At 75.1% G+C, this 15435-nt stretch carries 8 protein-coding genes; 1 reads left to right on the forward strand and 7 read right to left on the reverse strand.

The features are described from left to right. Window positions 1-4: 4 nt before the first annotated feature. The 4 genes from SXIN_RS07995 to SXIN_RS08010 form a co-directional block, all read right to left on the reverse strand. On the reverse strand, window positions 5-2101 hold the full coding sequence (locus tag SXIN_RS07995) for a beta-galactosidase (RefSeq protein ID WP_095756791.1): 2097 nt from the start codon (window positions 2099-2101) through the stop codon (window positions 5-7). Window positions 2102-2232: 131 nt separating this feature from the next. Beyond that, entirely contained in the window at window positions 2233-3201 is a 969-nt protein-coding gene (locus tag SXIN_RS08000; RefSeq protein ID WP_039822057.1) for a carbohydrate ABC transporter permease, read from the reverse strand. Continuing rightward, a complete protein-coding gene (locus SXIN_RS08005; protein WP_238153707.1) occupies window positions 3198-4211 on the reverse strand; it encodes an ABC transporter permease in 1014 nt (337 codons plus the stop codon). The genes SXIN_RS08000 and SXIN_RS08005 overlap by 4 nt, the downstream gene beginning before the upstream one ends. Then, window positions 4208-5902: an extracellular solute-binding protein gene (locus SXIN_RS08010; RefSeq protein WP_019709801.1), complete on the reverse strand. Its 1695-nt coding sequence runs from the start codon at window positions 5900-5902 to the stop codon at window positions 4208-4210. Before SXIN_RS08010 ends, SXIN_RS08005 begins: the two co-directional genes overlap by 4 nt. A 330-nt stretch (window positions 5903-6232) precedes the next feature. Here SXIN_RS08010 and SXIN_RS08015 point away from each other — a divergent pair, with 330 nt between their 5' ends. After that, on the forward strand, window positions 6233-9217 hold the full coding sequence (locus tag SXIN_RS08015) for a glycoside hydrolase family 3 C-terminal domain-containing protein (protein WP_238153708.1): 2985 nt from the start codon (window positions 6233-6235) through the stop codon (window positions 9215-9217). 175 nt (window positions 9218-9392) lie between these two features. Here SXIN_RS08015 and SXIN_RS08020 read toward each other — a convergent pair whose 3' ends face one another. The 3 genes from SXIN_RS08020 to SXIN_RS08030 all read right to left on the reverse strand — a co-directional run bounded on the left by SXIN_RS08020 (window position 9393) and on the right by SXIN_RS08030 (window position 15165). Then, window positions 9393-10838, reverse strand: a complete 1446-nt coding sequence (locus SXIN_RS08020) for an aldehyde dehydrogenase family protein (protein WP_019709803.1) — start codon at window positions 10836-10838, stop codon at window positions 9393-9395. Between the two features lie 241 nt (window positions 10839-11079). Continuing rightward, window positions 11080-12726, reverse strand: coding sequence for a PucR family transcriptional regulator (locus tag SXIN_RS08025; protein WP_095756792.1), 1647 nt, complete (start codon window positions 12724-12726; stop codon window positions 11080-11082). A gap of 105 nt (window positions 12727-12831) precedes the next feature. Further along, a complete protein-coding gene (locus SXIN_RS08030) occupies window positions 12832-15165 on the reverse strand; it encodes an ATP-binding protein (RefSeq protein WP_238153709.1) in 2334 nt (777 codons plus the stop codon). Between the last annotated feature and the right edge of the window lie 270 nt (window positions 15166-15435).

The following is a 15435-nucleotide window of genomic DNA, read 5'->3' on the forward strand; positions in this document are numbered from 1 at the left end:
CCTTCTACGGGGGTGGGGGTTCGGGAGCGTGCGGTGCGTGCGGTGCTCCGGTCCGCCGTGCCCCGGTGCGCAGCGCGGCGGCGCCGTGGCGGTCGAGGCGGACGGCGGCGGTGTGGTCCCGCCCGGTCAGTACGTCGGTGGCCGGGGCGGGGAGCGGGACCACGGCCGGGGCGCCGCTGTGGTTGAGGAGGAAGAGCAGGTCGCCGCGGCGGACCGCCTCCACGCCGGCGGGGAGTCCGGGGAGCGCGGGCCGCAGCCCGGCGGCATCGGCGGCGTGCGCCAGCAGGGCGCGCAGGGCCGGGGGTTCGGGCAGGGTGGAGACGTACCAGGCGGTGCCGGCGCCGTGGCGGTGGCGGGTGACGGCCGGGCCGCCGTCCAGCTCGCCGCCCCGGAGAACGGCGACGGGCTCGGCTCCGGCGAGTTCGAGGTCCTCGGACCAGAGGGTTCCGGTGAAGGTGCCCGGCAGACCGCTCGCGGCGGCGACGGTGGCGAGCGTAACCGTCTCGTCCTCGGCCAGCGGCCACCACTCGTGCACGGTGGCGATCCCCAGCAGCTCGCGCAACCGGGCGTCGACGCCGCCGGGGCGGACCCGGTCGTCGCCGTCGGTGACGCCGGTGAAGAAGCCGCAGACCAGGGTCCCGCCGCCGCGCACGTAGGCGGTGAGGTTGCGCAGCGAGTCGTCGGTGAGCAGGTGGAGGTGCGGGACGGCGACGAGGCGGTAGCGGCCGAGGTCCGCGGTGGGGCGGGCGAAGTCGGCGGTGATCCCCGCCTCCCACAGCGCCCGGTGCCAGGCGCGCAGCAGGCCGTCGTGGGTGACGAGGGCGGAGGGGCGCCCCTCGCCCTGGGCCGACCACCAGGCGTCCCAGTCGTGCAGGACCGCCGCCCCGGCCGGCACCGGCCGGCCCGCCACCTCGCCGCCCAGGGAGGCCAGTTCGGCGCCGAGTTCGCGCACCTGTTGGAAGGTCCGGCTGTGCTCGCCCGCGTGCGGCAGCATCGCGGAGTGGAACTTCTCGCTGCCCTGCCGGGACTGCCGCCACTGGAAGAAGCAGACGGCGTCGGCCCCGCGCGCCACGGCCTGCAGGGACCACAGGCGCATCAGCCCGCGCGGCTTCGGCCGGTTGACGGGCCGCCAGTTCACGGCGCCCGCGGCCTGCTCCATCAGCATCCAGGGGCCGTCGGCCTGCGAGCGGGTGAGGTCCTGGACGAGGGCGTTCTCCGCTCCGCCGTGCGGGTCGGCGGGGTCGGGGTAGATGTCGGCGGAGACGACGTCCTCCCCGGCCGCCCAGGCCCAGCCATCCACGCCCGCGAAGAACGGCATGAAGTTGGTGGTGACGGGGGTGTCCGGGTCGTGTGCGCGCAGGATGTCGCGTTCGGCGGTGAAGCACTCCAGCAGCGCGTCGCTGGTGAAGCGGCGGAAGTCGAGCGCATGCGCGGGGTTGACGAGGTACTGGGCGCGGCGCGGCGGGATCAGCTCGTCCCAGCTGCCATAGGCCTGGCTCCAGAAGGCGGCGCCCCAGGCTTCGTTGAGCGCGTCGAGGGTGCCGTAACGGTGGCGCAGCCAGCGGCGGAAGTGGCGGGCGGTGGCGTCGCACCAGCAGGGGGTGGCGTACTCATTGCCGACGTGCCACAGGCGCAGCGCGGGGTGGCCGGTGTAGCGGGCGGCGAGGTCCCCGGTGAGCGCGGCGGCGTGGTCGCGGTAGACGGCGGAGGAGGCGCAGAAGTGGTTGCGCGAGCCGTACCAGACGACTGAGCCCGCGGGGTCGCGCGGCAGGGTCCCGGGGTGCCGGGCGCCGAGCCAGGGCGGGGGCGAGGCGGTGGGCGTGGCGAGGCAGACGCCGATGCCGGCGCCGTCCAGCAGCCCGAGGACGGTGTCCAGCCAGCCGAAGTCCCGTGCGCCGGGCTCGGGTTCGATGCGCGCCCAGGAGAAGACGCCGACGGTGACGAGGGTGACCCCGGCCGCGCGCATCAGCCGGACGTCCTCGGGCCAGGTCTCCTCGGGCCACTGCTCGGGGTTGTAGTCGCCGCCGTAGAGGACCCGGCCGCGGACCGCGTCCGCGAGGCGGAGGCGGCCGGGCGTCCCGGGTCCCGCGGAGTGCGGCATGGCCTGAGACCTTCCGTGCGGAGGACAGAGGAGAGAGGACAGTGGAGCGGTCGTACGGCCGCCGTGCGGTGGCGGTAGGACGGCGGGCGCGGGCCGCGACCCGGCCCCGGCGAGGGGGGACCGGAGCCGGGTCAGCCCTTGATGGCGCCCGTGAGCATCCCCTTGGTGAAGTGCTTCTGCACGAAGGGGTAGACGGCCACCACCGGGATCAGCGCCAGGACCATGACCGCCATCTGCACGGCCAGTCCCGGGACCTGCTGGGTGGCGATCATCTGGGACATGCCCTGCGGCGCCTCCTGCTTGATGACGAGCTGCCGCAGGATCATCTGGAGCGGCCATTTCCCGGCGTCGTTGAGGTAGATCATCGCGTTGAACCACTGGCTCCAGTAGCCGACCGCGTAGAAGAGCGAGATGACGGCGATGACGGCCTTGGACAGCGGCATCACGATGCGCAGCAGGATGCGCCACTCCCCCGCGCCGTCGATCCGGGCGCTGTCGATGAGCTCCGGCGCGGTGTTCATGAAGAAGGCCCGCAGGACGAGGATGTTGAAGACCGAGACGGCGCTCGGCAGGATCATCGCCCAGTAGCTGTCCTGCAGGCCGATGCCGGTGACCAGCAGATACGTGGGGATGAGGCCGGCGCTGAAGAACATGGTGACCAGCAGGGTCATCAGGATCGGCCGGTGCAGCAGGGATCCGGGCCGGGAGAGCCCGTAGGCGCAGAGGATGGAGACGGCCATGCTGATGGCGGTGCCCACCAGGGTGACCAGCAGGCTGATGACCGTGGCGCGGGTGACCGTCCCGCCGCTCAGCAGCTCCTGGTAGGCCCGGAAGGTGATGGTCTTCGGGACGATCACCAGCCCGCCGGCCTCGGTGATGGTCTTCTGGTCGGAGAGGCTGGTGACGACGACCACCCAGAGCGGGCCGAGGATCGCCGCGCAGACGGTGACGAGGGCGACGCCCTTCAGGCCCTGCCCGGCCGGCCCGGGCTCCTCCTCCCACACGGGCCGTCCGCCGCGCCGGTCCGGCCTCGGAGCCGTCGGGGCGGACGGCGGGTCCGGTGGTGCGGTGGCCGTCCGCAGCGGTGCCGTGGCGCTCATTTCCGGTACACCCCCTGTTCGCCCAGCAGATGGGCGACCTTGTTGGCCAGCAGGACCAGGACCAGGCTGAAGACTCCCTTGACCAGGCCGCCCGCCGCGGCGACGCCGTAGTCGCCGTTGGCTATGCCGACCCACCACACGTAGGTGTCGAACACCTCCGAGGCACCCGGTCCGACCGCGTCCCGCTGGAGCAGGATCTGTTCGAAGCCGACGGTCAGCGCGTCGCCGACGCGCAGCACCAGCAGCAGCGCGATGACGGGCCGCAGCGCGGGCAGCGTGACGTGCCACATGCGGCGCCACCGTCCGGCGCCGTCGGCGGCCGCGGCCTCGTACAGGTCCTGGTTGACGGCGGACAGCGCGGCGAGGAAGACGATGACGCCCCAGCCCGCGTCCTTCCACACCAGCTGCGCGGTGACCAGGAACTTGAAGACGCCCGGGTCGGTCATCAGATCGAAGCCTTCGTAGCCGCGGGCGCGCAGCAGCTGGGAGATCAGCCCGGCGCCGCCCAGCATCTGCTGGAAGACGGTGATGACCAGCACCCAGGAGAAGAAGTGCGGGAGGTAGAGCACGCTCTGCACGACGGCCCGGACGCGCTCGCTCATGAGGCTGTTGAGGAGCAGCGCCAGTGCGATGGGGACCGGGAAGAACAGGGTGAGCTGGAGGAAGGTGATGGCGAGCGTGTTGACGCCGGCGTCCCAGAAGCGGCTGTCGGACAGCAGCAGGGAGAAGTTCTCCCAGCCGGTCCACGGGCTGTCCCACAGCCCGGAGAGATACGGGTCGTAGTCCTTGAAGGCGACCGTGGTCCAGATCAGCGGGACATAGACGAACAGCACCAGCAGGCCGACCGCCGGGAGCGCCATCAGCAGCAGGGACCGGTCGCGGCGCAGCCGGTACCAGCGGCGGGAGGCGGCCGCGGGCCGGGGCGCGCCCGGACGGCCGCCCCGTCCGTCGTCCGGAGCGGTGGTGCCGGCGGGCGCCCCCGTGGCCCGGGGGCGCACGGCGCTGCTCACACTCCGCTGCCGTTCTTCTCCAGCAGCTCCGCGTACCAGTCGCGCAGCTTGTCGCCCCCGCCCTTGCGCCAGTCGGTGACGGCCCGCTGCGCGTCGCGCAGCGACTTGCGGCCGCGGACCACGTCCTTGGCGAGGTCCTCGAACGGCGTGTAGAGGGAGGCGTACCGGGTGGGCTCCTGGATCTGCATGCCGTAGAAGAGCGGCTTGCGCATGTGGGCGCCCATCCGCTGCATCCAGCCGCAGTAGTCCTTCACCACCTGGGGATGGTCGGGGTAGGCGACGGATGCCTCGGCGGAGACGATGAAGCGGTAGGTGTCCATGACCTCCTTGACACCCTTCTCCGTCTTCACCGGCACCCCGTCCTTCAGCGTGTAGTGCTCGCCCTCGGTGCCGTAGTCGACGAGCCGCTGCTCACGCGTGCCGTAGGGCGCGGCGATGAAGTCGGCGAGGGCGAGGCACTCCTCGATCCGCTCCTTCGGCAGCTCCTTGTTGAGGAAGGACCAGAGGCTGGCGGGGGCGCCCTGGTAGAGGACGGGGTCGCCGCCGCCCGGGCCGAAGAAGTCCATGCCCTGGATGCGGAAGTCCGGGTTGGCGGAGGCCTGTTCGAAGGTGAGGCCGTACCACTTGGCGTCGCCGTCGTTCATCATCAGCGACTGCCCGGAGGTGAAGCGGGTGGCCGCGTCGTTGGCCTTGCCGGCGACGGCGTCCGGGTGGACGACCCCGGCGGCGTAGAGTTTCCGCGTCCACTCCAGGGCTTCGAGCCAGGCGTCCGTCTCGACCTTGTGGACCAGCTTGCCGTCCCGCTCGGTCCAGTAGTACGGCTTCTCGGGCGGGCAGCCGAAGATGATCTGGGCGGACCACCACATGTCCTCGCAGGCCCACCGCTTGCTCGCGGGGCGGGTGATCTCCTTGGCGAGGGCGAGGAACGCGTCCGGGCCGTCCGGGACCTCCCAGCCCTCCTTCTCGAAGAGGTCCTGCCGGTAGAAGGGGACGACGCCGCCGAGCGGGCGCGCGGGCATCGGCAGGCCGCGCAGCTTCCCGCCGAAGACGGACATCTGCCAGGCGGCGGTGGGGATGGCGGCGAGGTTGGGGTACTTCTTCACCTTGTCGCCGGAGAGATACGGGCCGAGGTCGGCGAACTTGGCGCTGATCGCGCCGTGGATGCGGCCCTGCATCTCCCACTGCGGTATGCAGACGATGTCGGCGATGCCGTCGGAGGCGAGAACGGCGCTCAGCTTCTCGCCGTAGGTGTTGCCGTCCTGGGTCTGCCAGCGGATCTCGGCGCCGAGCGCCTTGTTGACGGCCCGGTAGTAGGCGGCATCCTTCGCGGGCGGGGTGCCCCAGAGCGGGGTGAAGGCGGTGTAGGTGCCGCCGCTGCCCGGCTTGCCGCGGACGGAGACCGCGAGGTCCCCGGGCTCGGGGGCCCGGGTGAAGCCGGGGCTGGAGCCGTTGCGGCTGGGGATGTCCGGGTCGCTCGCCCGGGAGGCCACATGGGCGGGCAGCAGGTCCTTGAGCTCCTTGCCGCTGGTCGTACCGCCCCGGTTGGTGCTCTCGCCCGAGGAGCAGCCGCTGAGCAGGGGCGCGCCGCCGGCCACGGCCGCGGTGACGGCGGCCGCTCCGGCGAGGAACGTCCGTCTGCTGTGCGGGCTGGGGCGGCCGGAAGCGTGGTCCGGGCCCTGGAAGTTCGGCATTGCGTCAACCCTTCGTGGCGTAACCGCCGCACGACCGGTCCCTTGGCCGAGTGGTCGAAGCGCTTCGATGGCGCCGAGGTTAGGTGCGGGGGTGTGGTCACGCAAGAGCCGTCGCAAAAATGCTCGCGCCAGCGGGAGTTGACGGCTCGTGCGCCCCAAGCAGCCCAGAGCGCCGGTGTTTTACGTCTTGACACGGCCGGTCCCGCGGCGCAGCATCGAAGCGCTTCGAATGCCGTAAGCCGCAGACCCGCTCCGCCTGTGGTGCGCCCCCGCTCCGCACTCCGCCGCCTCGGACGTCTTCGGGGCACACCGGCCGCGAGGAGACCGTCCGTGTCCACCGCTCCGCCGTCCCGCCGCGATGCCCGGCTGCCGCGCAGACAGCGCGTGGACGACCTGCTCGCCCAGCTCACGCTCGACGAGCGGATCGCGATGCTCCACCAGTTCGCGCCCGCCGTGGAGCGCCTGCGGATCGCCGCCTTCCGCACCGGCCAGGAAGCCCTGCACGGGGTCGCCTGGATGGGCCCGGCCACTGTCTTCCCGCAGGCCGTCGGGCTCGGCGCCAGCTGGAACCCGGACCTGCTGCGGCGGATCGGCGAGGCGGTGTCCACCGAGGCCCGGGGGATGCGCGCCCGGGACCCCCGCGTCGGGCTCAACGTCTGGGCACCCGTGGTCAACCTGCTCCGCGACCCCCGCTGGGGCCGCAACGAGGAGGGCTACTCCGAGGACCCCGCGCTGACCGCCGCGCTCGCCACCGCCTACACCCGCGGGCTCCGCGGCGGCCATCCCCGGTACTGGCGCACCGCCCCCGTCCTCAAGCACTGGCTGGCGCACAGCAACGAGACCGGCCGCGACACCACCTCGGCCTCCGTACCGCCCCGGGTGCTCCACGAGTACGACCTCCCGGCCTTCCGCGGGCCGGTCGAGGCGGGCGCGGTCGCCGGTGTCATGCCCGCGTACAGCCTGGTCAACGGACGGCCCAACCACCTCTCGCCGTATCTGGAGGAGGAGCTGCGCACCTGGACGGACCGGGAGCTGGTGGTCTGCTCCGACGCGGGAGCGCCCTCCAACATCGCCGGCTCGCAGGGCTACCACGCCACCCACGAGGAGGCGGCCGCCGCCGCGCTCCGGGCCGGCGTGGACAGCTTCACCGACCACGACCAGGACCCCGCGCCGACCACCGCCCGGGTGCGCGGCGCCCTGGACCGCGGCCTGATCGGCGAACACCACATCGACACGGCCGTCCGGCGGCTGCTGGCGATGCGCCGTGAACTGGGCGAGTTCGACCCGGAGGACGACCCCTACGCCGGTCTCGGCCCGGAACACGTCGACACCCCGGCCCACCGCGAACTGGCGCGCGAAGCGGCGGAACAGGCGGTGGTGCTGCTGAAGAACGACGGACTGCTGCCGCTCTCCGCGCACGGGGACGGGCACGGGGGCGAGGACGCCGGCACGGAAGCGGACGCGGAGGGCGGCGCCGGCACGGTCGCCGTGATCGGCCCGATGGCCGACGCCTGCAAACGCGACTGGTACAGCGGTGACCTGATCCGCCGGAGCACCCTCCGCGGCGCCCTGGCCGAGCGGCTCGGCGCGGACCGGGTCGTCCACGCGGACGGCTCCGACCGGGTGCGCCTGCGCTGCGCCTCGGGCGGCTGGCTGCACGTCCCCGCCGGCCCGGACGGGGCCGGTGCGCCGGAGGCCGCGCCCGGATCCGCCGGCTCCCTGAACCCCGCGCACACGGAGGGCCGTACGGACCTCCCGCCCGTCACCCGCGGCGAGCACCCCACCGAACTGGCGCTCACCGACTGGGGCGGCGGTGTGCTCACCCTGCGCGCCCCGGACGGCCACTACCTGAGCGCCGCCGGGGACGGTTTCGTCCGGGCCTCCGCCGGGGAGCCGGGCGGCTGGGTGGTCCAGGAGACGTTCGCCCTCGAACCCCACGGGGACGGCCATCTGCTCCGGCACCTCGGCTCCGGCCGCCCCTGCCGCCTCGCGCCGGAGGGGCTGCGCACCACGGACGAGGGCGAAGGACCGGAATCGGCCGAGGTGTTCACCGTCGAGGTGACCGAGCGGGGCGAGGACGCGGCGGCCCGCGCCGCCGCCGCGGCCCGCACCGTGATCGTGGCGGCCGGGAACGACCCGCACATCAACGGCCGGGAGACCGAGGACCGCGCCACCCTCGCGCTCCCCCCGGCGCAGGAACGGCTGTGGCGCGCCGCCCGCGCCGCCAACCCGCGCACCGTGCTGGCCCTCGTCAGCAGCTATCCGTACGCCGTCCCGGAGGCCGACGCCGAGCTGCCCGCCGTGCTGTGGACGGCGCACGGCGGACAGGCGGCCGGGACCGCGCTCACGCGCGTGCTGTTCGGGGACGTCTCACCGGCCGGGCGGCTGCCGCAGACCTGGTACGCCGGCGACGACGGTCCGCCCGGGCTGTTCGACTACGACATCATCGGCGCCCGCGCCACCTACCTCTACTTCGACGGCACGCCCCTCTACCCCTTCGGCCACGGCCTCTCCTACAGCCGCTTCTCCTACGACGGCCTGGCCGTGACCCGCGACGGCGACACCCTCACCGCCGCCCTCACCGTCACCAACACCGGGGACCGGGACGCCGACGAGGTCGTCCAGCTCTACGCACGCGCCGTCACTCCGCGCGTGCCCCGGCCCCACCGGCAGCTGGTGGCCCACGAACGCCGCCGGCTCGCCGCCGGGGAGACCGGGCGGTTCACCTTCACCGTGCCGGTGGCGGCGCTCGGCCACTGGGACGTGGCGCACGGCCGCTGGACCACCGACCCGGGCCGCTACGAGCTCCACGCCGGCGCCTCCTCCGCCGATATCCGGCTGACGGCGCCCGTCACCGTCGGCGGACCACCGCCCGCCCCGCGCCCGGTGCGGGAATCGGGGCTGGAGGCCGCCCACTACGACACCTCCGGGAACGCCGTGCTAGTGGACCGGACGAAGGCCCGCGGCGACGCGGTGGCCCCGGCGGACCCGGGCGCCGCGGCCCGGCTGCTCTTCCGCGCCTGCGACTTCGGCCCCTCCGCCCCGGACACCGCCGTCCTGCTGGCGGCCCGCGCGGAACCGGGCGAGGCGCGCATCGGACTCGCCCTGGCCGACGGCACCCCGCTCGGCGACGCCGTTGTCCCGTGCACCGACGGCCCCTATGCGTACCGGGCCGTGGAACTTACGCTGGGCGGCGCCCCGCGCGGTGTGCGGGACCTGTGGATCACGCTGCGCGGAGCGGTCCGCCTCGCGCGGCTCGACTTCGGACTCCGGGACGCATCGAGGGAGCCGTCCCGGGCGGCCGGAGGGCACTGACCCGGTGCCTGCGGTGTCTCCCGGGCGGGTGAGACACCGGAAGCCGGGCCGGTCCCGAGGGCCGCACAAGAGCGGCCGGGGCGCGTCGTGTGGGCTGCGCGCCCCGGCCGTTCGGCGCCCGCCGGCCGCGCGGTTTCCGGGCTTGCGGGCCTGCCGGCTTGCGGGCTTGGGGCTTCTAGAGATCCAGGCCGGTCAGCACCATCACGCGCTCGTAGGTGTAGTCGTCCATCGCGAAGCGCACGCCCTCCCGGCCCACGCCGGACTGCTTCGTTCCGCCGTAGGGCATCTGGTCGGCCCGGTAGGACGGCACATCGCCGATGATCACGCCACCGACCTCCAGCTCCCGGTGCGCGCGGAAGGCGGTGCGCACGTCGTGCGTGAACACCCCCGCCTGGAGCCCGTACTGGGAGTCGTTGGCCGCCGCGAAGGCCGCCGCCTCGTCCTCGGCGCGGGTGACGGTCAGCACCGGCCCGAAGACCTCCTCGCAGGAGACCTGGACGTCGGACGGCACATCGGTGAGGACGGTCGGCGCGTACGTGGCGCCGTCCCGCTCGCCGCCGGTGAGCAGCGTGGCGCCCGCGTCCACCGCCTCCCCGACCCAGGACTCGACGCGCTTGGCCGCGTCCTCGCTGACCAGCGGGCCGACATCGGTGGCCGGGTTCGACGGGTCGCCGGTCACCTGCTCCTTCACGGCCGCGACGATCCGGGGCACCAGCCGGTCGTACACCGAGGCGTCGGCGATGACCCGCTGCACCGAGATGCAGGACTGGCCGCCCTGGTAGTTGGAGAAGGTCGCGATCCGGGTCGCGGCCCAGTCGAGGTCGGCGTCCGAGGACCAGTCGGCCAGGACGATGGCCGCGCCGTTCCCGCCGAGTTCCAGCGTGGTGTGCTTGCGGGGCGCGGAGTCGAGGATCGACCAGCCGACCGGGCCGGAGCCGGTGAAGGAGATGACCGGCAGCCGCTCGTCGCGCACCAGGGCGGGCATCCGGTCGTTGGGCACGGGCAGGACGCTCCAGGAACCGGCGGGCAGGTCCGTCTCGGCCAGGAGTTCGCCCAGCAGCAGCCCGGAGAGCGGGGTGGCCGGGGCCGGCTTGAGGATGATCGGGGCGCCGACGGCGAGGGCCGGGGCGACCTTGTGCGCGCACAGGTTCAGCGGGAAGTTGAACGGGGCGATGCCCAGCACCGCGCCGCGCGGGAAGCGGCGGGTGAGCGCGAGCCGCCCGGCGCCGCCGGCGTCGGTGTCCAGGCGCTGCGCCTCGCCGCCGTTGAAGCGGCGGGCCTCCTCGGTGGCGAACCGGAAGACGGAGACGGCGCGGCCGACCTCGCCGCGCGCCCACTTGAGCGGCTTGCCGTTCTCGGCGGAGATCAGCCCGGCGATCTCCTCGGCCCGTTCGGCCAGCCGCCGCTGGACGTGCTCCAGGGCCGCGGCCCGGACGTGCGCCGGGGTGGCGGCGAACTCGGCCCGTACGGCGTGCGCCGCGGCCACGGCCTCCTCGACCTGGGCCTCGGTCGGGACGCTCGCCGTGCCGACGAGCCTGCCGTCCCAGGGGGAGGTGACATCGAGTGTGTCGTCGCCGGTCGCCTGTCGGCCGGCCAGCCAGAACGCGTGGGTGTGGGTCACAGCGGATCCCGGCCCTTCCGAGGTGGTGGGGATGGTGCGGTGGGTGCTGGTGCGCGGTGCTCGTGCGCGGTGCCCGCGGTGTGCTGGTGCGGGGCATGCGGGGTGCTGCGCACCACGTTAGGGGCGGCGGCGCCGAATGGCGTTTGTCCGCGGTGGAGCGGTGTGCCGGTCCGGCTAGGACGCTTCGGCGTGCCGCCCGGCGGCGCTGCCCGCCCCGCCCACGGGCCCGGCCACTCGCCCCTCACTCCGCGCTGGTCGCCTTCAGCGCGAGCCAGAGCTCCATCCGGGCGTCCGGGTCGTCCAGGGAGCGGCCGAGGATCTCCTCCACCCGGCGCATGCGGTAGCGCAGGGTGTGCCGGTGCACGCCCAGGTCGGCGGCGGCCGCGTCCCACTGGCCGTGCCGGGAGAGCCAGGCGCGGAGCGAGGAGACCAGGTCGCCGCGGCCGGTGGCGTCGTGTTCCCGGAGCGGGCGGAGGATGCCGTCGGCGAACGCCCGGACGGCGTCGTCCGCGAGCAGCGGCAGCACCGACCCGGCCGCGACCTCCTCGTGCTCGACGAGCACCCGGCCCCGGCGGCGGGCCACCGACAGCGCCTGCTCCGCCTGCCGGTAGGCGGACACGGCGGCGATCGGCCCGGTCGGGGCGGAGAGGCCGACGGCGAACGCGGCCACCGGCGCCGTGCTCCGCCCGCCCCGGCGCCGGGGGGTGCGGCGCCCCGCGCTCTCGTACTCCTCGGCCAGCCGCTCGCAGGCGGCGACCGCGGCGCCGCCGTCCGCGGCGAGCACCACCAGCCGGTCCCCGTCGGGCACGACGAGGAGGTGCTCCCCGCCCCGGGCCGCGGCGGCCTCCAGGGTGTCGGCGAGCCGGCCGAGCGGGTCCGGGGCCGGGCCCCCGTCACCGGCGGCGGGCGCGGCGTCCGGGGTCTGCGGACCGGCGCGCTCCGCGACGAGCACCCGGAAGGGGGCGTCCAGCAGCGCGCCGTAGAGCGTGCCGGCGACCGTCCGGGCGTGGTCCGGCTCGCCCGCGAGCAGCATCCGCAGCAGGGCGGAACCGAGCCGCTGTTCGGCCGCGGCCAAGGTGCGCGAGCGTTCGGCGGTGAGGGTCAGCAGGGCGACGGCCGAATTGACGGCGTAGCGCTCGGCGGTGCCCAGCGGGGCGCCGGTGCCGACGGCCAGGACACCCTGGGCGCGCCGGCCGCTGCCCAGCGACTGCAGTTCGATCCGGTCGGCTCCGCCGTCGTCCTCGCCGGTACCGCCGGTGACGGCACTGGCCGGAGCGGGACGCTCGCGCAGCCGTTCGACGTCGGCCGTCAGCCGGGCGGCGCGCCGGGCGGCCCACTCGGGCGCCGCGGCGACCACCGCCCCGGACATGTCGTAGAGGGCGGCCCAGCCGCCGATGTGCGCGGCGAGCCGGGCCAGCAGCGCCTCCGGGCCCTCCGGGCCGAGCGCCGCGCGCGTCAGCTCGCGCTGGGCGGCGAAGCCGGCGGTGACGGCCTGGTACTGCTCGGCCGCGATGGCCGCCGAGACGGCCTTGCTGATCGCGATGAACGGGGTCCGGCGCGGCACCTCCAGCAGCGGCATCCCCTCCTCGGCCGCGGCCGACACCAGCGCCTCGGGGATGTCCTCGTAGTTGACGCCGACGGCGAAGCCGAGCCCGACGACCCCGGCTCCGGCGAGTCGGCGGACATAGGCCCGCATCTCCTCCCCGTTCTCGGCGTCCAGCTTGAGCGCGGTGACGAGCAGCAGTTCGCCGCCGTCGAGATACGGCACCGGGTCGGCCAGTTCGCTGGCGTGGGCCCAGCGGACGGGCGTCTCCAGCCGGTCCTCCCCCGCGCGGACGGCGAGCTTGAGCGCGGGGTGGGCCACGAGGGAGGCGAGCGTCGGGGGCATGGGTCCTTCACGGGAGGCGGGGTGACGCGGGACCGAATAGGCCGTCCCGTATGAACGGCATGGGTCGATTCTGCCTCATTGGAGGGGTGCCGTGCAGCCCGCCGGTCAGCTCCGCAGATCCACCAGGAGCGGCGGGGCGTGCTCGCCGCGTGCCGTGGTCAGCGAGATCACCGCGTGCTCCGGCGGCAGGGAGTGCGCCAGCTCGGAGGCCGACCAGCGCTCCCGCTCCACCTGCCGGACGGTCACCGACTCGCTGGTGACGGCTCGTCCGGTGACCAGCCGCCGTATGAAGTGCACGACCCGGGTGAGCGGTTCGTCGGTGATGATCTGCCGGTTGGTGACGTCCCGCGCCTCCACCCACTCCTTGCCCCACACCTCGGCGAAGCGCGCGCCGTCCCAGGTGGTCACCCCGGCGAAGGCCATCCGGCAGCCGACGGTGCCCAGCAGGGTGCTGCGCAGCGCCTCCGGCACGTCGTCGAGGGTGCGCAGGGTGAGCAGGGCCCCGGCGTTGGCGGAGCGCAGCCGCTGGACGCCGCGGAGCGCCTCGGCGGTGATGGTGTCGGAGGCGTCGTGGAGGACCAGGCAGGCGAAGAGCGACCGGTCGGCGCGGCCCACGGCGCACTCGGTGAACTGGGCGAGCACCAGCCGCGCCAGGATGCGGGAGGCTTCGGCGTGGCCGCGTTCGGGGAGGTCGATGCGGACCCGCAGCGGGTGGTCGAGGGCGCGCAGCGAGAAGGGGCGGCTCCCCTCGGCGGTGGCGAAGAAGTCCGCGAAGGCGGGCCGGTCGAGCAGCGCCAGCCGGTCGGCGAGCAGGGCGCAGGCGTCGTCGGCGCGCCCCGACTGCCGTTCGCGGGCGTCAAGTTCACGGGCCTGGGCGAGCTGACCGGTGTCCCGCAGGACGGTGCGGAGCGCGCCGAGGGCGGTCGCCGATCCGTCCAGCAGTTCGCGGAGTTCGGGCACGGAGGGGAAGCGGTCGTGGGCGGCCCGGAAGGGACCGAGCAGCTGGGCCAGCGCCGTGGGGGCCCGGCGGGCGCCGCCGCCGGGGTGGGCGGCGGCGAGGTCGCCGATGAGGGCCTCGGCGAGGATGCCGGCGGCCTCGTCCGGGTCGGTGGTGCCGCCGTAGAGATCCAGGTCGTGGGCCGAGTCGGGTCGCCCGATGCGGATGACGACGTCGAAGAAGCCGTCGGGGGCGAGCTGCGCGCCCGAGGCGCCGACGGCCACGACGGCGGTCCGGCCGGTCAGCGCCTGGAGGCAGAGCGACTCCAGCACGGGCCGCACCAGCCGGCCGGTCTTCCCGGCACCGGGCGGGCCGACGGCCAGCAGCGAGGTGGCGAGCAGCTCCGGCGCCAGCGCGAAGCCCGCCCCGCGGTGCCGGTAGGGGTTCCGCCGGTCGTCGGCGGCGGTGCCGAGGCGCACCTGCCCGGCGGCCAGGTCGTGGCGCGCGGTGCGGACCGGCAGATCGCGGGCGCCGGACGGGTGGAGGCAGGCGGCGGCGCCGTGCCGCAGCACGGTGTCGGTGAAGGCGGGCAGCCGCTCCGGCCGGCCGCGCACACCGGTCCAGGCGCGGCGGATGCGGGCGTAGTCCACGTCGGTGAGCCGGCCGGCGCGGGCCTCGGCGGCCAGCCGGTCGGCGGCGTCCGGGGCGCCGCCGGAGCGGAGTTCGGGCCACTCGGCGGGGTCGGCCTCCGGCGGGGGCGGCGGGGCCTGCCGGTCGCCGTCGTCCCACAGCCGGCGCAGCAGCGGGGCGGCCCAGCGGCGGTACAGCTCCGGCCAGCGGCCGAGCCGCCCGAAGACCACGACGAGCCCGGCGGCGAACAGGCCGTAGTAGAGGTACGCGGCCCAGACGTACGCCAGGTGGTTGCCGCCCGCCTCGCGCCAGGAGTCGGGGGTGAACAGGAGCAGCGGCCAGAGCCAGTAGTCGCCGAGATAGCCGTTCCAGCACAGCGACCAGATGAGCCAGCCGCAGAGGAACGAGATCAGGGCGCCGCTGAGCAGGGAACGGCCCGGGATCCGCTCGGGCTCCTCCGGCGGCCGGGGCCGGTGGCCGTGGCGCCAGATGCCGGGCGGGGCCTCCGGGCGGGGGGCGCGCACCCAGTCGAGGAACGGCGCGCCCGGACCGCCCGGTGCCGCTCCGGAGCCGCCCCCGGCACCATGACCGGCGTGGGGGATGTGGCCGGTGTGGCCGCCGTTCGGTCCGCCGCCCGGCGCGGCCGCCGGCATCCCCGCGGGCGCGGGCGGCACGGGCGTGCTCCCGGGATACGGGCCCGGGGCGGACGGGGCTCCGGCGCCGGACCCCTCCACCGGGCGCGGGGACGGCACGGGCGCCGGGAAACCGGACGGCGGCTGCGGGGGCGGCGGTGCGGGCGGTCCGGCGGGAGGCGGTACCGCTCCCGGGCGCCCGGTGCCCCGACGGCCGTCGTGTGCGCCTTCGGTGTCCATCTGCCGCCTCTCGCCCCCTGCCCCGCCAACCGGCCTGCTGTTCCTACCCGTTCAATCTAGTGCCCCACACCGCGCCCCGGCCCCGGGCACGCCCCCGCCTGCCCGCAGGCGGCGCCTCCCCCGTCCCGTGCCGCCTCCCCCGCCCCGCGGCGGCTCCGTCCCCCGACGGGTCCGGACGCCGTCCCGCGGCGGCGTTCCCGCCGCGAAGGTGCCGCCGCGGACAACGGGACACGCGCAGCGCTACCGATCGGAGCATGCCCCGGACCGCCG

The organism is Streptomyces xinghaiensis S187 (assembly GCF_000220705.2).
Lineage (GTDB): Bacteria > Actinomycetota > Actinomycetes > Streptomycetales > Streptomycetaceae > Streptomyces > Streptomyces xinghaiensis.